The organism is Limisphaera sp. VF-2, from assembly GCF_049537125.1.
In the GTDB taxonomy this organism is placed as follows: Bacteria; Verrucomicrobiota; Verrucomicrobiia; order Limisphaerales; family Limisphaeraceae; genus Limisphaera.
In genome coordinates, this window is record NZ_JBMVQY010000001.1 from 1,750,299 (window position 1) to 1,769,442 (window position 19,144).

Here is a 19,144-nt window from a genome sequence, read left to right on the forward strand (position 1 = left end):
GGTTCAGGTGGGGTCTGCCAGCTCGATTTGTGGATTTCCCTCAAGTACGGCTTCTTGGAGTTTGGGCCCACGCCGTCCCCCGCCGGGCACCTCCTCGCCGTCAGCATCGCTGGGGCACACAAATGAGATCCCTGGGCTTTGTCTGCGTGTCCACAGGGCCACGACGTCTCTTGGGGTTGGCTTTGGGTCGAGCCTCTGGGCGCTGGCACAGGCGACCCTGGCTGCGTCCCTCAGTTGGAACGGCGCGTGGATGTGGCCGTGGGCACTCGAGCGCGTTTTCGCTCCGCCCCCCAGAGGGCAACGCGAAGGTTTCGAGCCGCGGGATGAGAATCGGGCAGCAACTTTCGGTGGCGGCTGGACCCGAAGGCTGCAGGCACGGGGGTGGCAAGGCGTGTGAGCGGGGACCGGATGTGGCGAACGGGCCACTTCGGGTCCTGGGCTGTTTCAGGAAAAGAAAGCCCGGAGATTGGGCGGGGATCTGGGCCCGCCGGCCCGGGCGGACCGGTTTTCCTTGCGTGGGCGGCGATTCGCTTTACGGTGGGTTTCGGTTTCGGAGGATGACCATGCAACCTCAAACGTTGGCACGGTGGCTGGGCATCGCATTGCTGGTGTTCGTGATTGTGCTGATGGCCGCCAACGGCACCTACGTCGTGCAACCCGGCTATCGCGGGGTGGAGGTGACGTTGGGACGCGTGTCCGAGCAGTTCAAGGCCGAGGGCTTTGGCTTCAAGATGCCCCTGATCACCGAGATCCACCCGGTCTCGATCCGGCAACAGACCGCCCGGGAGACGGCCGAGTGTTATTCCTCCGACCTGCAGCAAATCGTGGTGGCGTTGCGGGTGTTGTTTCGCATCCCCGAATCGGCCGTGGTTCGGTTGTTTCGCGACTATGAGGGGGAGCCGTTCGCCCAACTGGTGGCGCCGCGGGTCCATGAGGCACTGAAGGAGGTGGTGGCACTGGAGACGGCCGAGCAGATCGTGAAAAACCGCGAGGAAATCAAGGTCCGCACGCTAGAACTGGCGCGGCGCAAGGTGGGCGAACTGGTCGTGCTGGAGGACCTGGTCATCGAGGACATCAAGCTCACGCCCGAGCTGGAGCGGGCCATCGAACAGAAGATGATTCAGGAACAGGAGGCGGCGAAGGCGAAGTTTGTGCAGCAACGGGCCCAGATCGAAGCCGACACGGCCGTGATCAAGGCGCGGGGCGAGGCCGAATCGATTCGCATCCGCGGCGAGGCCCTGAAGGAGAATCCGGCCTACGTGGAACTGCAGATTGTGGACCGTTGGGACGGGATGCCGCCGTTGGTCGTCGGCGGGGGCCCGGTCCTGATGTCACTGTCGGAGTTGTTGCGATCCATTCCAGCCACCAACCATGCGCCCGCGAAACCCGTATTATCCCCACGATCGACCCGTTGAGGTGGTGATCCCGGCGCTGCTGCCGCGGCTGCTGGCCGTGGCGGCGGGGATCTTCGTGCTGGTGCTGCTGGCCGGCGCCAGCAGTTACGTCATTCCGCCCGGGCACCGCGGGGTGAAGGTCACCCTGGGCCGGGCCTCCGACCAGTTTTTGCCCGAGGGGTTCGGTTTCAAACTGCCCCTGGTGACGCGGATCGTTCCCGTCAGCGTCCGGCAACGGACCGCGCCGCTGCGCGCGGATTGTTTCTCCTCGGACCTGCAGCAGATCACCCTGGACCTGCGCGTTCTGTACCGGGTGCCGGAGAGTTCCGTGGTGCAGATTTACCGGCAGTATGCGGGCGATCCCTTCGACAGTTTGATCGCGCCGCGTGTCCAGGAGGCCGTGAAGGAGGTGACCGCCCTGCTGACGGCCGAGCAGATTGTGAAAGGTCGGGACCGGGTCAAGCAGCAGGCCCTGGCCAACGCGCGGGAGAAGATCGGCGCGCTGCTGGAAGTCCACGACCTGGTCATCCGGAACATCGATCTGTCGGAGGAGCTGGAGCGGGCGATCGAGGCCAAAATGGTGGCCGAGCAGGAGGCGGCCCGGGCGCGGTTCGTGCAGATGCAGACCGAGATCGAGGCGCAAACCGCGGTGATCCGCGCCGAGGGTGAGGCCCGCGCGATCCGGATCCGGGGGGAAGCGCTGCGGTTGAATCCGGCCTTTCTGCGGTTGCAACTGGTGGAAAAATGGAACGGCCGGGCCCCGTTGGTGGTTCCGGCCGACCCGGGGACCAGCGGTGCGGGGCTGCTGCTGCCGCTGGGGGACGCTTCGCAATCTGCGGAATCACCATGACCGGTCCCCAACGAGCCATCCTGCGGATTTTGCTTTTGGCGGGTGTGGCAGGCGTCCTGCTGGTTTTGTTTCCGCGCGCCCTGGGAGTGATGGAAATGGCGGCGCGGGAGTTGCGGTATTTCTGGTGGGTGATCCTGCTGGTGGCCCTGGCCTGCTGGTTGATTTGGGGCCTGGGCCGGCGGTGAGTGCGGTGTGGAGGCTGGGAGGACGCGGGGGTCGCAGGGGCTGAATCTTGGTGGAGTCAAGGAGCGGCAGCCCCGGGGGAGAACGGGTTGAACTCCATTACGGCGTGTTCGTACCGGCTTTCCCCGGTCCTGTTGCCCGGGCCCTGGCGAGGGCACTGGGCAATTTGCGGGGATACTGCGGTGGCGGGGGCCGGCCGATCCCGAGGCGTTGGGTCGGGAGGGCGCGGGTTTACACCTACCAGCGCAGGGAACCTCCGGCCTGATACTCGGTGACGCGGGTTTCGAAGAAGTTCTTTTGTTTGCCGACGTCGATGGCCTCGCTCATCCATGGGAAGGGGTTTTTGGAGTGGTAGCGGGCGGTGAGCCCGATGCGCTCCAGGCGGCGGTCGGCGATGTACTGCACATATTCGCGAAACATCTCTGCCTTGAGGCCCAGAATGCCCCGCGGCAGGCAATCGCGTGCGTAGAGGACCTCGAGCTCGACGGCCTGTTCGATGAGGGATTGTAACTCCTGCCGGAAGGTCGGTGTCCAGATTTCCGGATTTTCCATGCGGATACCGTTGATCAAATCGATGCCGAAGTTGAGGTGGATGGTTTCGTCGCGCAGGATGTACTGGAATTGTTCGCCGATCCCGGTCATTCGTCCCTGGCGGTGAAAGTTGAGGATCATGGCGAAGCCGCTGTAGAAGAACAGGCCCTCCATGATGACATAGAAGCCGACGAGGTTTTTCACGAATCGTTGCAGGCCCTCGGTGGTCTCGGTGGTAAAGTCGGGTTGCAAGATGTCCTCGGTGAGGCGCATTTCGAAGAGGTCCTTGTCATGGATGCTGTTGATTTCGTGATACATGTTGAACACCTCCCGGGCGTCGAGGCCGAGGGACTCGCAGATGTAGTGGAAGGCATGGGTGTGGATGGCCTCTTCGAACGCCTGACGCAGCAGGTACTGGCGAGCCTCCGGGTTGGTGATGTAACGATAGATGGCCAGGACGATGTTGTTGCCGACGAGACTTTCCGCGGTGCTGAAGAATCCGAGGTTTCGCAAGATGACCCTGCGCTCGTCGGGGGTTAACTGGTCGGATTTCCACAGTTCGATGTCCCGCTGCATCGGGATCTCGGTGGGCATCCAGTGGTTGGCGCATCCGTTCAGGTAGTGTTCCCAGGCCCAGTGGTATTTGATGGGGACCAGCTGGTTGACATCGACGGTTTTGCAATTGACCAGTCGTTTGTGCTCCGGGTTGATGAAGCGTGAGAGATCCCACGGTTTGGGTCGTTCGGTGGTGACGTTGCAGCAGCTCATGGTTGGTTGCTGAATTGTGTCCGTGGAAGGTTCAGGTTTGGGAAAGAGCCAGACGGACGCGTTGTGCGGCTTCTACCAGGTTTTTGAGGCCCGCTTCGACTTCCTGTGCGCTTCGGGTTTTGAGACCACAGTCGGGATTGATCCAGAGTCTTTCCGGGGGAATTCGTGTGAGGGCCAGTTGGATCCGCTCGGTGAGTTCGGCCACGGTGGGGGTGTGGGGGGAATGCACGTCCCACACTCCGGGGCCCAGGGCGAAGTACTGCGCCCAGGAGGGGCATACGTCGAGGATTTCCATGCGGGACCGCGCGGCTTCCAGAGAAAGAACGTCGATCTCCATGGCACGCAGAGCGGGTTCGATGGCCCGGAAATCGCAGTAGCACATGTGGCTGTGGATCTGGGTTTCATCCTTTGCCTGGCAGATGGCCAGCTGGAAGGCACGAGGGGCCCACTCGAGGTAGAGGGCCTGGTCCGGGGCGGACAGGGGAAGGCCCTCGCGGAGGGCCGGTTCGTCGACCTGGATGATGGAGCAGCCGGAGGCTTCCAGATCCCGGATCTCCTCCCGGATGGCCAGAGCGAGTTGGTAGGCCACTTGGTCCCGGGGCAGGTCTTCGCGGACAAAGCTCCACTGCAGCAGGGTGATCGGGCCGGTGAGGATGGCCTTGACCGGTCGTTGGGTGGCGGCCTGGGCGTGCTGCCACCAGGGGACAGTGATGGGGGCCGGGCGGTAAACATCCCCAAAGAGGAGAGGAGGCTTTACACAGCGCGAGCCGTAGCTCTGCACCCAGCCGTGATCAGTGATCGCAAAACCCGCCAGGTGCTCGGCAAAGTATTCGACCATGTCGTTCCGCTCGAACTCGCCGTGGACGAGCACGTCGAGGCCGGCGGCCTCCTGGATCCGGATGCACGCGGTGATGCGTTGTTGCAGGAATTGTTGATACTGCTCCGGGCCGAGTCGTCCCTGTTTCCACTGCGCCCGCATGCGCCGCAGCTCGGCATCCTGTGGGAAGGATCCGATGGTGGTGGTGGGCAGGGGAGGTAACGCGAGGCGCCGCTGGTGGAGCTGGCGCCGGATGTGGGCGGGTGCGGAGCGACGAGGTTCTTGCTGGGTGGCTGCGGCCACGCGTTTTCGGACCTCGGGGATTTCCCTCGGGTTGGGAGAGGAGGGACCCGGGCCGCCTGTGTCTGGGGGGGCGGGAGGAGAGGTTTGCAGAGCCGCGGTGGCCAGCAGGTTCAACTCCTCGAGTTTTTCGAGGGCGAAGGCCAGCTCGGCACGCAGCCATGGGCTTAGACGTGTCTCGAGGCGTGCCGAAAGAGGCACATGCAGCAGGGAGCAGGACGGGGCAATCCAGACCTGTGAGGGGCCGAGCGCGTTGACGGCGCGTCGGACCAGGGCCCAGGCCCGGTCGAGGCGGCAGCGCCAAGGGTTGCGTCCGTCAATCACGCCGAGCGAAAGGACCCAATGGCGGGGAAGGACCGGCAGCAGGGCAGCCAGGTCGTGCGGCGCACGCACCAGGTCCAGGTGCAGCCCGTCCACGGCCAACTCCAGCGCGGTGGTCCGGTTGTCGTCGAGGCCGCCGAAATACGTGGCGACAAGGATGCGAGGGGATTTGGACCAGAGCCGGAGGCGCTCATACGCCCAGATGAGGGCCCGTTGCCACTCCGGGGTTAGGGGGGTGGACAGAATGGGCTCGTCCAGTTGCACCCAGGTCGCTCCCAGGCTGGCCAGCCGGTCCAGGATTTCTGCGTACACCGGCAGGAGGGCCGGCAGGAGCTTGAGTTTGTCCATGCGCGGCGTCTCGGCGCGGGCCAGCGCCAGGAAGGTGACGGGGCCCAGCAGAACCGGCAGGGAGCGAAGGCCGAGGGCTGTGGCCTCGGAGAACTCCCGAAAAGGCTTTTCCGAGCCCAGGCGGAAGCGTTGGCCCTCGCGGACCTCGGGGACCAGGTGATGATAGTTGGTGTCGAACCACTTGGTGAGTTCGAGCGGAGGGATACCCGGCAGCCCGCGGGCCAGGGCGAAGTACGTGGACAGGGGAGGCTCACCGTCGATTTGGCCGAAGCGTGGCGGGATGCAGCCCAGCAACACCACGGTGTCCAGCACGTGATCGTAGAGGGAGAAATCGCCCGACGGAATCCAATCGACGCCGGCGCGATGTTGTGCGTGCCAGACCTCGGCGCGAAGCACGCGCGCTGTTTCGAGCAGTTCTTCGGCGGAACTGCGACCGGCCCAGAAACTTTCGAGGGCGTGTTTTAGTTCCCGGCGAGGTCCGATGCGCGGGAAACCGAGGTTGTGAACGGCAAGTCGAGACGTGTTCATGTGCAGTACGGTATGCGAGAATGCCACGGCGGCCCGGAAGGGCTGTGCGCGTGGGGGATTATTGGCAGGCCTCGCATTCGGGGGCGTCCACCGAATCGCCGGGCCGCAGGGAGCAGGCGGTTGCGGGGTCGCGTTGGACGACGATTTCGGCGCTGGGAGAGCGGTGCTTCATCCAACGGGGCTGAAGCCCGCGGCGATTGATGTCGACGGTTGCGGGCTCGACCCGGGTGGCGGCCCGGGTGTGGAGATAATAAGTGGTTTTCAGGCCCTTGCGCCAGGCCAGGAGATACATGTGGCTCAGGAGCGCCCCGTCGGGCTGCGCCAGGTAAAGGTTCAGGGACTGGCCCATGTCGATCCACTTTTGTCTGCGGCTGGCACACTCGATGAGCCAGGCGGGCTCGATCTCGAAGGCGGTGCGGTAGAGTTCCTTGAGCTCGCGGGGAACCCTGGGGAGCGACTGGACGGAACCGTCGTGATACTTAAGGTCCTCGATCATCTCCGCGTCCCAAAGGCCGAGGGATTTCAGGTCGCGCACCAGGGCGCGGTTCCATGTCAGGAAATCGCCGCTCAGGTTGGCACGGACATAGAGGTTTTTGTATGTGGGCTCGATCGAAGGCGACACCCCCACCGGGGTGGCGATGGTGGCGGTGGGTGCGATGGCCATGGTGTTGGAATTGCGCAATCCGAAGCGGCGGATGCGTTCACGGAGGGGCTGCCAGTCGAGGGTCGTGCTGCGATCGACCTCGAGCCATCCGCCGCGTTGTTGTTCCAAGTGGGCGAGGGTATCGACGGGTAGATAACCCTGATCCCACTTGGACCCGCGGAAGGAGGGGTAGGCGCCCCGCTCTTCCGCCAGCTCCGTGGAGGCCCAGAGGGCGTGGTAGGCGATCCACTCCATGATCCGGTCAGAAAATTCCACCGCCTCAGGACTCGCGTAGGGGATGCGGAGATGATAAAGGGCGTCCTGAAAGCCCATGAGGCCGAGGCCGACGGGGCGATGGCGCAGGTTGGCCCGTTGAGCCTCGGGAATCGGGTAAAAGTTAAGGTCAATGACATTATCCAGCATCCGCATGGCGGTACGGATCGTTTGTGCGAGCTGCTGGCGGTCTATGCCGCCGGGGACGAGGTGGGCGGCCAGGTTGATCGAGCCCAGGTTGCAGACCGCGGTCTCCTCGGGGGAGGTGTTCAGCAGGATCTCCGTGCAAAGATTGGATCCATGAATCACTCCCACATGGCTTTGTGGATTGCGCACGTTGGAGGGATCCTTGAACGTGATCCAGGGATGCCCGGTCTCGAACAACATGGTGAGCATTTTCCGCCACAAGGAGGTGGCATCCACTTGCTTCCAGAGGCTGAGGCGGCCGGCTCTTGCCTCGCGCTCATAGTGTTCGTAACGCTCCTCAAACGCGCGGCCGTAGAGGTCATGTAAATCCGGAACCTCAGCGGGGTTGAACAGGGTCCAGGGTCCCCCCTGGAGCACCCGCTTCATGAAAAGATCCGGCACCCAAACGGCCGTGTTCATGTCATGAGTGCGCCGCCGCTCGTCCCCTGTATTTTTGCGCAGTTCGAGAAACTCCTCGATGTCGAGATGCCAGAGTTCCAGATAGACGCAGACGGCGCCCTTGCGTTTGCCTCCCTGGTTGACGGCAACGGCAACGTCGTTGACGATTTTCAGGAAGGGGATAACTCCCTGGCTGCGCCCTCCGGTGCCGTGAATGAGGGCGCCGGTGGCGCGCACCGGGGTCCAGTCATTGCCCAGACCGCCGGCCCACTTGGAAAGTTTGGCATTGTCGGCAATGACCTTGAAGATATGGTCCAGGTCATCTCGGACGGTGCTGAGATAGCACGAGCTGAGCTGGGGATGGTTCGTGCCGGCGTTGAAGAGGGTGGGAGTGCTGCAGACATATCGGAAGGTCGACAGCACGTCGTAGAATTCCAGGGCGCGCTGGTCTTTGGAGGGGCCCTCGCCCAGGGCCAGACCCATCGCGACTCTCATCCAGAGGAATTGCGGCGTCTCGAGGAGTATGTCCCGGTCGCGCAGAAGGTAGCGGTCGTACAGGAGCTGAAGGCCGGGATAGAGAAATAGCCGGTCGCGGGCGGGTTGCAGCCCGGCTGCCAGTCGAGGGAGGTCGAAGCCGAGCATTTGGGGAGACAGGAGTCCGGCCTGGACGCCGCGGACCACATAGTCGGGAAACCGGTTACGTTGCCAATCTTCCCAGCTTTGATGCGGGGGAGGTGCACCCAGGGCGGCATGATAGATTCGCTCGAGGAGCAGGCGTGCCGCTACGTAACTCAGATCGGGCTCCTGCTCGACAAGGCTGCGAGCCGCCAAAAGCATTGCCTTTTGCTCTTCCTCGTGTGTTGCATCCTCGGGGAGCTGGCGAAGGGTTTCTTCGACGAGGGCGGGAATCCAGGAAGTCAGTCCGAGAGCTTCACAGGCCCGAGCGAGGACATCCTGGAGGCGCGCTGCTCTTGGAGAGTGGGACTGTCCGACCGGGGCGTTGTGGGTAGTGCCGCCGTTGCCGGAACCTGCGGAGGCGGTGGCGACGGGGAGGCTGCGGACCCGGGTGTCCTGACTCGTTTGACAGGCGCAAGGCGAGAGACGGCCGACCGCGTGGGAGGTCTCCTCGTGCGTACAGGGTTTCGCAGCCGGAGTCCTGATGGCAGGACCCATGGGCACCGACTCGTCCTGTTGCGTTGTTGGACAGGCCGGGTTGTCAGGAAGGCAGGCCGCGGCATTTACGGAAGCGACCGGACTCGAGGCGTTTGCGTGATTCGTCATGGGATGATGTTCCTCCCGGATTGCTCGCAGGGAGCATAGGAGAGGGACCCTCGGCCATCCCGGGACGGACCGGGTTGGTCAGGGGAAAACGGGCCTGCGGGAAGAACAAGCTCGTCATTCCCTCATCCAATCGTTATGCGCGATTGTTTGGCCGGGCTGCCACCCGGCAGTCGGCCTGATGAGCGTGAGTAAGCAGGTCTTCTGGCTCCGGGGTCATCCTACTCCGCCGACCTTCCCATTCCTTTTGGAACAGTGGTCCTTTTGGCGTTTCGTCGCCCGTTACAGCGGCGCAACCGCGCAGGGCTTTCACCTGCTTCCCTATTCTCCCCGTTGCGGAAACGGGGCACTTACTCACGGCGCACTCACACAACGGTTCGTTGTGTGATGCACTCAAAGAGCACGGTCACTTATAGAGGCATGTGCCCCGTGTGTCAACTGATCAACGTCGGAGATTTTCACCGGCACCGGGGGGTTGCAAAAGTCGCGTTTTGCGAACGACTTGCGCAGGGGAGGAAACGTCAAGAGGCACTTTCGCAGAACGTCCGCGGCCCGGCTTTCGTAGTGAGCAGTTCTCGAGAGCTGCGGTGGGCCGGTGGATCTCACCCAACTCTTTTCGGGGCCGGTGGGATTGGGGGGCTTCCGGGCAGGACAGCGCGCAAGCGGGTCCGAGTTGTCGGACGTCCCGTTCTCCGAATGTGCGATCCGGCGGCGCGTCCCCTGGGAGACCGGGTGTTGCGTTCCCGCGAGCCCCTCAGGGTCGTTCATCTCCGGGTCAACGCGGAGCTCCGAGCAACGTGGTGGTGGGCACCCGGTTTGCCCGGGCTCCGGCCCAGCGACATGGACGGAGAGCGGTGCTTTGTCCAACATTTCGTGGTCAAGAGCCCCGGTGGGTTGCGGGATGTTTGGAACTGCCGTGTCTCCGGGAGATGAGAGGTGAAGGCCACTGCGGCAGCAACGGCCGGTTTGCTTTTGGCCGCTCGTGACCCTGGAGTTTTGAGTGGAAGCGGCAGACAGCTCCTGCCGTCCGAATCTTTCGCCCTGGCAATGGGCGCGGGAGGGATGCCGGGGTGTGACGTATGAGGGTTCTAGCGGGGGGGAATGGGCCGGCGGGCCGGCGGGGTCGGTGACGGGAATGTCCATCAGCCTCGCCGGCGTGTCCAAGAGATATGCTCCGTGCACTGACGGGTCATGGTGTCGCCGATTGCGAGGGCACAAGCGAGCTCGGACGTGGGCGTGCGCAAACAGTTCTCATGGCCGGATGGCGTTGATCGGCCGGGCGAACCCGGGCGGCAACCGGTCGCGAGGTGCGGTGCGCTGATGGCTGTTGTCCGAGCGCGAAGGACGTTGCTTTTGCGCAGCTTTGAACTGCCGATGGGGCGCCGAGGAGGAGGTAGAGATGCCATTCGCGCGGGTTGATGGGGAAGGACCTTCAACACCCGCGTTACGGCAGGCATGGTTGCTCGTGTTGCCGGCAAGCTTCCGCGTGAAAGGCAGCTGGCGTCATGGTTTCGAGGCACCCAGCTCGCCGGTGTCCGATTGCATGACTCAGGGTGCGGGGTGGCTCGCAGGGGATGGAAACCAGCCGGGGAAAGGCTTGCATCCCATCTGACGGATGGCTTTGCTGAGCGGCCACGGCCATGCGTCCGGCGCACCTGGTTGTCCTCATCGTGATGAACGCCTTTTGGGCGGGGACCTACTCTGCCTTCAAGGCGTTGGCGCCGCATCTTGACGCCGGGGGTTTGGCCACGCTGAGGTACAGTTTGGCCGCGTTGCTTCTGGCCGTGGCATGGCCGTGGTTGGGGGGCACGGCGCCGCGAGGTCGGGATCTGGTCAGGGCCGCGGTGATGGGCGTGATTGTGTTCTGTGCGGCGCCGCGACTGCAGGTGGCCGGGGTGCAGATGGGCCGGGCCACGGATGCATCCGTGTTGATGGCGTTGGAGCCGTTGGTCACTTCGATTGCCGCGGCGGTGTTTCTGCGGGAACACATCGGACCGCGGCGCTGGCTGGGCTTTGCGCTGGGCATGCTCGGGGTGGTGGTGATGGCCGAGGTGTGGCGTCCGGACTTTCGCCTCCCGGGGCTGGCGGCGAATGTGTTGTTCCTCTCCTCGTTCGTGTGCGAGGCGGCCTATTCGGTGATGGGCAAGCCGTTGTTGGGGCGTGTGGGCCTGGCCAAGCTCGTGGTCGTGGCGTTGGGGGCGGGGAGCCTGGCGAATCTGGTCCTGGACGGCCCGGCGGCGTGGCGTGCGGCGGCGAGCCTGCCGGCCCCGGGATGGTGGCTGCTGGCATATCTGTCGGTGATCTGCACGGTGATCGGGTACGTGGCGTGGTTTGCGGTGATCCGGGAGTCCGAAGTGAATGTGGCGGTGCTGACGGTGTTTTTGCAGCCGGTGCTGGGGGTGGGGATTGCCGCCGTGGCGCTGGGCGAGCGTCCACACTGGGGACATCTGTGGGGCAGTGTGGTGATTCTGGCGGGGGTGGCCGTGGGTTTGTCCCGGCAGATTCGGCTTGTGCGAACCGCCCCGGCGGAGCGGACGGCGGATGGGGCGGCGCCGGCGGAGTCGGTGCGGGAGTGATGCGAGGTCGGCCGGGGCGGCGCGGTGCCCGCGCTGCGGGAGCTGCGCGTCCGGGTCAGGGCTCGGGCTTCTTGCGGCGACCGGATTCGGCGCGCGCGCGGCGGTCGGATTTGTCGCTTCGGATGGGCGGGATGGTTTGGGGGCGCGGTCGGGGCACGAGCACAATGGGACAGCCTTCGAAGCCAAAGGCCTTGCGCAGTTCGCCCACCAGGTACTTTTTGTAGGGCTCGGAGAAGCCTTCGTCGCGGTTGACGAACATGAGGAAGGTGGGCGGGGTGTGGCTGATTTGCGTGGCGTAAAAGAACTTGAGCCGGTGTCCCTGTTTGCTGACGGGCTGCCGACGCTCGACCGCCTCATGGAGGGTGCGGTTCAAGAGGGCGGTGGGCACGGTTTGGCGCATTTGGGCGGCGACGTACCGGACGGCTTCCAACACGCGGTCGAGTTGGAATCCGGTCACGGCCGAAGTGAAGAGGACGGGGGCGTAGTCGAGGAAGAACAGTTTCTCGCGTACCCAGCTGCCGAAGAGTTGCAAGGGATCGGGGGGGCGTTCCTCCCGTTTGCCCCGTGGGCCGCCGGCCTGGCGTTTGGCCCACTCCTTTTGCACGGTTTCGTGGAACAGGTCCCACTTGTTGACCAGCAACACACACGGTTTGCCCGCTTCCACGATCAGCCCGCCGATTTTTTTGTCCTGCTCGACGATTCCGGCCTCGGCGTCCAGGACAAAGAGGACCAGATCGGCGCGGCGAATGGAGGCCTCGGCGCGGGTGATGCTGAAGAACTCGATGGCGTCGGCGCGGCGCCGGTGTTTCCGCAGGCCGGCGGTGTCGATGAGGATGTACGATTCCTTGCGACCTTCGACTTCGATCTCGAAGGGCACATCCACGGCATCCCGGGTGGTGCCGGGGATGGGGCTGACGATGACGCGGGCCGAACCGATGAGCGCATTGATCAGGGAAGATTTGCCGACGTTGGGGCGACCGACGACGGCCAGTTTGAGGGGCTGAGGGGTTGAGGTTTCCTCGGGAGATTCGACCGGCGCGGGCCCGGGCAGGAGGGCCAGCGCAGTGCGCATGAGCGGTTCCAACCCCCGACCATGCTCGGCGGACACGGGAAAGATGCGTTCAAAGCCGAGCTCGGCGAACTCGACGATCTGACTGTCCCATTCCGGGGTGTCGGCCTTGTTGGCCACGACCAGGACGGGTTTGCCGCTGGCGCGGAGCCACTCGGCCACTTCTTCGTCCAAGGGGACCAGTCCCTCCCGAACATCCACGACGAAAAAGATCACGGCCGCCGAGGCCACCGCCAGTTCCACCTGTTGGCGCGTGGCCTCCGTGAGGATGTCCGGTGCCTTTTCGCCGGGGCGCAGTCCGATCCCGCCGGTGTCGACCAGCGTGAACGGGCGGCCGCGCCATTCGACCTCGGCGGTGACCCGATCCCGGGTTACCCCGGGTTGATCGTGCACGATGGCGATGCGACGACCGGCCAGGCGATTGAACAAGGCGGATTTGCCCACGTTGGGTCGCCCGACGATGGCGATGATCTGCGACATGCGCCGAGTCTGTGCCGGGCCGGGCAACGACGAAAGCCCAAAGGCCCGACCCGCCCCCGGAGCTTCCTCCCGGCAGGGCGCGCGAATCCGTCGGACGGACCCGAGGGCCAAGCTTTTTCGGTTCGCGCGAGTCCGCCCGGACGTGGCATGCCCTTCGGAGGACGGGGCTGGTAGGGGGTTCGGGTGCGGGGACCGGGCGGACGGCTCCGGGACCGAGACCCTGCGCAAAATGGCGTTCCAAGGGCGCGGTCGTTCCGCTGCGAGCGGGCCGGGTCGCGGTGGCCAGTGGCTTTGTGCCTGGGCTCCGGAGGGATGGCTTTTGCCGGTCGGCGACGGGCCGGGACCGGTTTCGTGTATCATGGGCGGGCAGGGATGCAGTCCAGTTCGTTCTTGCCTGTCCCGGGGGCCCGCCCTTTAACTGGGCGTGGCGATCGTCACGCATGACCGCACCAGCCACCAGCAGCCATCCGAGTGTCCCGCCGGGCCGGCCCGTCGTCTTCGCGGTGGACGACGAGGTGATGATCCTGGAACTGATCGCCATGGTCTTGTCGCCCCATGGATTTCAAGTGGAGACGTTCGACGACCCGGTACGGGCGCTGGAGGCGGTCAAGGCGGACCCGGCCCGGGTGTCGCTGGTGATCACGGACTACGCCATGCACACGATGAATGGCATGGAGTTCATCGAACAATGCCGCGTGGTGGCGCCCGATCTGAAAATCATCCTGGCCAGCGGCACGGTGAACGAACAGGTGTACGCGCACTCCCCGGTGAAGCCGGACGCATTTCTGGCCAAGCCGTTTCAAACTGCGCAACTGGTGGCCATGGTGCGTCAGTTGACGGGTCGCTAGTGTTCCTTTTCCCAACCAGGATCCTCATCCCTCACATCCCGCAGGTCGCATGACACGTCGCCAGTTCCTTCGACTCAGTGGCGCCGCCCTGGCGGTGTCGGCATGGAAAGGCCGGGCCGCCACGGCTGCCCCCCGCCCCGAGCTTCCCGACCCCAGTCCGAAGCGGCTGCCGCGCTGGCGCGGATTCAATTTGTTGGAGAAGTTCACGGCGCGTCCGGAGGGAAACCCGCCGTTCCGCGAATCGGATTTTGAGTGGATCGCCGAGCTGGGCTTCAATTTCGTGCGCCTGCCGATGTCCTACCGCTGCTGGGCCACGGCGGAGGAACCCACCCGGTTGCAGGAGGAGCCGTTGACGCACGTGGACCAGGCCGTGGCTTGGGGACGGCGCTACGGGATTCATGTCAATCTCAATCTGCATCGGGCGCCGGGTTACTGCGTCAACCCGCCCAAGGAGCCGATGGATCTGTGGTCCGATCCACGGGCCCTGGAGGCTTGTGCGTTTCACTGGGCGCATTTTGCCCGCCGCTACAAGGGCATCTCCAACCGCCACCTGAGTTTCGATTTGTTGAACGAGCCGCCCGACATTCCGGAGGCGACCTACGCGCGCGTCGTCCGGCACTTGGTGCAGGCGATCCGCAGCGAGGATCCGGACCGCCTGATCATCGCCGACGGACTCCGGTGGGGGCTCGATCCCGTCCCGAGCCTGGCCGACCTGGGCATTGCCCAAAGCACCCGGGGTTACCAACCCATGGAGATCAGTCATTACCGGGCCGGTTGGATTCGGGGCTCCGATCGCTGGCCCGAACCCACGTGGCCCTTGCGCCGCGGCGACCAGGTGGTGGACAAGGAAACCCTGCGCCGGGAGCGCATCGAGCCGTGGCGCCGGCTGCAACAACAGGGCGTGGGGGTGCATGTCGGCGAGTGGGGCGCATTCCAGCACACCCCGCACAAGGTGGTGCTGGCCTGGATGCGGGATTGTCTGGAGCTGTGGCAGGAGGCGGGCTGGGGCTGGGCGCTGTGGAATTTCCGCGGCTCGTTTGGGGTCCTGGACAGCGGCCGCAAGGATGTTGCCTACGAATCCTTTCGGGGCCATCAGCTGGACCGCGCGATGTTGGAGCTGCTGCAGGCCCATTGAGGCAGCGGTTGTGGCGATCGGGCGTCGCGGTCCATTCCTCGGGAAACGCCGTCGGGGGCGCCCCGGGCGGCGCCCCGCACCATGTCTGCGGGCGCTCCGCAGACGAAACCTCGCAACCCGGGACAACCCGCGGCGCGGTTATGGTCGGCGCACGACTCGCACGCCGAAGACACCCCCGGCGTAGTTGCCGGGATGCGCCTGGAAACGAACGGTGACGCGTTCCTTGCCGCGGGTGAGCCGTTCCGGCAGCGGATAGACCTTGTCCCAGAACTCGTCGGGCCGGTCTTGATGGAGCCGGGTGGTGGCGATCGTTTCGCCTTCCACGATCACGTCAAAGGTGCGATTGCCCGTTTCACTGCCCCAGTAGGTGATGACGAGATCGGCCGGCGCATCCGGGGGCACGGCCACCTCGAAGGCGAACCAGCCACCGTCCCAGGCATGCCGGAATTTTCGGCCGTTGAATTCGCCCGGTGCCGTCTTTTCTCCGCGCAGGTTGTGATCCCGTTCGGGCTGCATTTCGCCGATGTCGAACCGGTCCACGGTTCGCGCTTCCAGTTCGCGCAGTCGCGCCTGTTCGGCCTCGTAGGCGGCCCGGCGCTTTTCCCACTCGGCCTCGGTGTAGAGATCCCAGTAGACGGTGTGGCGACAGTCGTAGGTGGCGTACAAGGGGCGCAGCACGACGTCCCGTGGCCGACCCACGCCCGCGGTGCGAAACTCCAGCGGACGGCCCCAGAGAGGCTGCAGCCAGTCGCGCACGGGTCGGTTCTCCGGGATCAGCACGGGGACCAGATCCTGGGAACGCGGCGGTCCCACTTCGCCGGCCAGCAGGATCGGCCCGTAGAAGATGGCCACGCGCCGGTCGTTGTCGGGCATCGGTTCCGTGCGGAGGGCAAAGGGCATCTCGACCTGCACGACGTCGTCCGGATGCCATTCCCGCTCGATGACCGCATACGAACCGGGCCGACTGACGACGTTGAGGCGCTGACCGTTCAACAGGACGTCAAAGCCGTTGGTGGCCCAGAACGGGTGGCGCACCCGCAGGCTCAGCCGCACCGGTCGTTCCAGCCGGAAGTGGAGGCGCACGACCGGTTCCTCGGGGAATCGAGTGTGCTGGCGCAACCGGAGTCCATGCTCGGGCCAATGCAATTCGGCCGCGAGGAACTGGTCCACCCACAGCGTCTGATCGCCGTGGAAAAAGATGTTCTCGTTGTAGCGGGCATGGTTTTCCATGCCCGTGCCACTGCAGCAGGTGAAGGCGTGGTCATCCATGAAGCTTTTCTGGCCGCCCGGCCGCAGGGGCAGAAAGTACAGAACCTGCCCGGTTTCCGGGTGTTGGGAGGCCAGGATGTGATTCCAAAGGGCCCGTTCGTAGTAGTCGCCGAGGGCGGCATCCGGCCGCCACCGGTACAGGGCCCGTGCGAGTTTGAGCATGTTGTAGGTGTTGCAGGTCTCGGTGGTGTTGGCGCCGAGCCGGTTGCTGAGCCGACCGGGCGGTCCGAAGTGTTCGCCCTCGCTGTTGCCCCCCGTGGCATAGGTGTGGCTGCGCAACACGATGTGAAAGAAGTTGCTGGCGATGGCGGCATACCGCGGCTCCGCCGTCAATTCGAAGATCCGGGCGGCACCGATGGTTTTGGGGATCTGCGTGTTGGCGTGTTTGCCCCGAAGCTCGTCACGACCCTCGGCCAGCGGATCCAGCACGGCGCGGTCGTAGAATTTGCGGGCCAGGTCCAGATAGACCGGGCGACCGGTCCGGGCCGCCAACTCGGCCAACACCTCGTTCATTCCGCCGTATTCGCATGCGAGCATCCGTTGCCACTGGTCCTCGGTGAGATTCCGGGTGACGTTGTGGACCCAATCTCCCAGGCGCGCCGCGATTTCCAGGGCGCGCGCGTTGGTGCAGTAGGCATGCGCGTCCAGCAACCCGGCGAACAATTTGTGCAGGTTGTACCACGGCACCCAGGAGCCGTTCAGATCGAAGCCGCCGGACCGGATTTCGCCCCGGGCAATCTCCGCGAAAACGCGCCGGCTCTCGGGCATCCCGCCCACGAACCCGTCGCCGCGCGCCTCCTGACAAACGGCCAGTTCCTCCACGATGTACTCCACCCGACGCCGGAATTGGGGATCGCCCAGGGCCTGGTACAGTCGGGCGCAGGCAGACAGGTAATGCCCAAGGCTGTGCCCGGAGATGCTCATGGACTCCCAACCTTCGTACCGTGGCGCTTTGGGCTGCAAACCCGCCTCGGTGCGGTATGGCGCCAGCAAGCGATCCGGCTCCAACCGCAACAGCCATCGTGCGTCCATTTCCTGCGCCGTTCGAAACGGCCCGGGCAAAAGTCGCACTTGCGACGGCGCAAAGGGCCGGGCCTCCCACGGGACCGACTGTGCGGGCGCCGGGAACCACTCCGCGGCACGTGCTGTGGCGCAACCCGCAACACAAACGCAAACCGTCAGCAGGAACGAAATCCGGCCCCGGTGGACAGCCGATCCGCGGCGTCGCCCCTGCGTCCGATGAACAGCCCCCTGCCCTGCCCTGCCCGGATGCTCCAGCGCTCGACCGCCCCGACGAGCCCGGGCAGGCGTCGGTTGAGCATCCCACGGTGCCGCGAGCTTTGTGTGCCGCTGGCAAACCGCCACGGCCTTCCTTCCACGGTTCAGCCGCCGGATTTTGTGCAGCCATTTCATAACTCTGGATTGCTGGGTTGGCATCCCGGGTTTGGCTCTGGCCTTGGTTCCGTTGCGCCGGCGCAGTTTTGGAGAACTGCGCCTTGGCCCGACGGAACAGGATTCTGCCTGTGCCAGGCACGGGGCGCGACACCAGATTGCGCATTTTTCCCTCCAATTTGCGTCCCGGTTCCGCAGGGCCCGGCGCTGTTCAGGGGAGCCGAGCCTTTTTGTCCGTTGGTCCACCTCTCGACTGACCGGCCGGTTGAGGGACACGCCCGCGTGGCTTGTCGGTCTTTCGGGAGCGGCCGTTTGGCCACCGGGCACCAGAACGGGCCGCGCCATGGCGCCTGCCTCGGTCTTGGTACGGCACGGCCTGTGGCGCCGGCACCGGCGTGTCGGGGAATTGCCAGCGTTCCCTGAGGCCGGGGGTTGTCCCCGGCAAGCCGTAAAAGGGACAGCGAATCCGAGGTGTGGACAACACTGCGGCAGTGTCTCAGGACCCTTGCCCTGACCGCTTGCCGAGGGACTTGCGAGAAGTCGGTCACTTTGCGCGAAGTGAGAATCTGCTCTGGTGTCTCTTCCCGGTTTTGGGAAACACGCCGGGGGTTTTCCCCGCCACGGACATGCATCAGCCCCGGTTTGGGCTAACTTTGCGCCGACGAAACAGCCGGCAGATCCGCCCTGGGCAAGAACGGCTCGGGCGGATGGTGCCAGAAACGTTTCGGAACCGTGATCCGATCATGAAAACGACCGCCTGCAGTTCACTGCTCCTGATTGGCCTGCTGGGTATCGCCCGGCCTGCTTGTTCTCAAGACTGGGCCCGGGCCCGCCTGGACCGGTCTCCCCGACACCTGGAGTGGGTCCGGGTGCGGTACGACAACCGGGAACTTCAATGCTACGTGGCCCATCCCGAGCGGCCGCAGCCCGTGCCGGCGGTGGTGGTGATTCACGAGATTTTTGGATTGAGCGACTGGATTCGCAGCGTGACCGATCAACTGGCCGAGGCGGGGTACGTGGCGACCGCGCCCGATCTGTTGTCGGGAGCCGCTCCGGGCGGCGGAGGCACCTCCGAGCTTGGATCGCCCGAGGCCGTGCGCAAGGCGATCGCGGGACTGCCGCAGGACCAGATCGTGGCCGACCTTCGCGCGGTGATCCGATACGTGTCCCGACTGCCTGCCTGCAACGGCCGGGTGGCCGTGGCCGGCTTTTGTTGGGGCGGGAGCCAGGCTTTTCGACTGGCCACGCTGGCGCAGGAACCTCGCGCTTACTTCGTGTTCTACGGCGCCGGCCCGGATCGCGAGGAGGACCTGGCGCGCATCCAGGCGCCCGTCTACGGCTTCTACGCGGGCAACGATGCACGCGTCAATGCCACCCTTGGAGCCACTTCCAATGCCATGAATCGGTTGGGCAAGCGGTTCGAGCCGGTGATCTACGAGGGCGCCGGGCACGGGTTCATGCGCGCCGGCGAGGCACCGGATGCCTCTCCGGAGAATCGCCGCGCTCGAGAGGCTGCGTGGGCGCGCTGGAAGAGGCTCCTCGAAGGCCTGTGAGCC

Annotated in this window: 11 protein-coding genes, 1 pseudogene and 1 riboswitch; of the genes and pseudogenes, 7 read left to right on the forward strand and 5 right to left on the reverse strand. The window is 64.9% G+C overall.

Annotation, left to right across the window (positions count from 1 at the left end):
* The first annotated feature begins 563 nt into the window (after positions 1 to 563).
* The 3 genes from ACPDIT_RS06280 to ACPDIT_RS06290 are packed head-to-tail and all read left to right on the forward strand — an operon-like array spanning position 564 to position 2,429.
* A complete protein-coding gene (locus ACPDIT_RS06280) occupies positions 564 to 1,415 on the forward strand; it encodes a prohibitin family protein (protein ID WP_423442323.1) in 852 nt (283 codons plus the stop codon).
* Complete coding sequence (locus ACPDIT_RS06285) at positions 1,372 to 2,244, forward strand: prohibitin family protein (protein ID WP_423442324.1); 873 nt, start codon at positions 1,372 to 1,374, stop codon at positions 2,242 to 2,244. Before ACPDIT_RS06280 ends, ACPDIT_RS06285 begins: the two co-directional genes overlap by 44 nt.
* Positions 2,241 to 2,429 (forward strand): hypothetical protein, encoded by a 189-nt coding sequence (locus tag ACPDIT_RS06290; protein ID WP_423442325.1) that lies wholly within the window; start codon positions 2,241 to 2,243, stop codon positions 2,427 to 2,429. Before ACPDIT_RS06285 ends, ACPDIT_RS06290 begins: the two co-directional genes overlap by 4 nt.
* 235 nt (positions 2,430 to 2,664) lie before the next feature.
* Here the strand turns inward: ACPDIT_RS06290 and ACPDIT_RS06295 are convergent, their stop codons facing one another.
* From ACPDIT_RS06295 to ACPDIT_RS06305, 3 genes and pseudogenes are all read right to left on the reverse strand, one after another.
* The gene (locus ACPDIT_RS06295; protein WP_423442326.1) at positions 2,665 to 3,726 is read right to left on the reverse strand and encodes a ribonucleotide-diphosphate reductase subunit beta; all 1,062 of its coding nucleotides are present in this window, start codon (positions 3,724 to 3,726) and stop codon (positions 2,665 to 2,667) included.
* A 31-nt stretch (positions 3,727 to 3,757) separates the two neighbouring features.
* Positions 3,758 to 6,040 (reverse strand): 5-methyltetrahydropteroyltriglutamate--homocysteine S-methyltransferase, encoded by a 2,283-nt coding sequence (gene metE / locus ACPDIT_RS06300; protein WP_423442327.1) that lies wholly within the window; start codon positions 6,038 to 6,040, stop codon positions 3,758 to 3,760.
* 58 nt (positions 6,041 to 6,098) lie between these two features.
* Positions 6,099 to 8,522 (reverse strand): annotated as a pseudogene (locus tag ACPDIT_RS06305) (ribonucleoside-diphosphate reductase subunit alpha); the annotation flags it as partial.
* Between the two features lie 474 nt (positions 8,523 to 8,996).
* A riboswitch (cobalamin riboswitch) is annotated at positions 8,997 to 9,188 on the reverse strand.
* A gap of 1,271 nt (positions 9,189 to 10,459) precedes the next feature.
* Here ACPDIT_RS06305 and ACPDIT_RS06310 point away from each other — a divergent pair.
* Positions 10,460 to 11,395 carry a DMT family transporter gene (locus ACPDIT_RS06310; protein WP_423442328.1) on the forward strand — a complete coding sequence of 312 codons (936 nt, stop codon included), beginning with the start codon at positions 10,460 to 10,462 and terminating at the stop codon, positions 11,393 to 11,395.
* A gap of 55 nt (positions 11,396 to 11,450) precedes the next feature.
* Here the strand turns inward: ACPDIT_RS06310 and der are convergent, their stop codons facing one another.
* Complete coding sequence (der, locus tag ACPDIT_RS06315) at positions 11,451 to 12,944, reverse strand: ribosome biogenesis GTPase Der (RefSeq protein WP_423442329.1); 1,494 nt, start codon at positions 12,942 to 12,944, stop codon at positions 11,451 to 11,453.
* A gap of 440 nt (positions 12,945 to 13,384) precedes the next feature.
* Here der and ACPDIT_RS06320 point away from each other — a divergent pair, with 440 nt between their 5' ends.
* Positions 13,385 to 13,792 carry a response regulator gene (locus tag ACPDIT_RS06320; RefSeq protein ID WP_423442330.1) on the forward strand — a complete coding sequence of 136 codons (408 nt, stop codon included), beginning with the start codon at positions 13,385 to 13,387 and terminating at the stop codon, positions 13,790 to 13,792.
* 49 nt (positions 13,793 to 13,841) lie between these two features.
* Positions 13,842 to 14,927 carry a cellulase family glycosylhydrolase gene (locus ACPDIT_RS06325; protein ID WP_423442331.1) on the forward strand — a complete coding sequence of 362 codons (1,086 nt, stop codon included), beginning with the start codon at positions 13,842 to 13,844 and terminating at the stop codon, positions 14,925 to 14,927.
* A 138-nt stretch (positions 14,928 to 15,065) separates the two neighbouring features.
* Here the strand turns inward: ACPDIT_RS06325 and ACPDIT_RS06330 are convergent, their stop codons facing one another.
* Positions 15,066 to 17,390 (reverse strand): beta-L-arabinofuranosidase domain-containing protein, encoded by a 2,325-nt coding sequence (locus ACPDIT_RS06330; RefSeq protein ID WP_423442573.1) that lies wholly within the window; start codon positions 17,388 to 17,390, stop codon positions 15,066 to 15,068.
* A gap of 941 nt (positions 17,391 to 18,331) precedes the next feature.
* Here ACPDIT_RS06330 and ACPDIT_RS06335 point away from each other — a divergent pair.
* The gene (locus tag ACPDIT_RS06335; RefSeq protein ID WP_423442332.1) at positions 18,332 to 19,141 is read left to right on the forward strand and encodes a dienelactone hydrolase family protein; all 810 of its coding nucleotides are present in this window, start codon (positions 18,332 to 18,334) and stop codon (positions 19,139 to 19,141) included.
* Positions 19,142 to 19,144 lie beyond the last annotated feature (3 nt).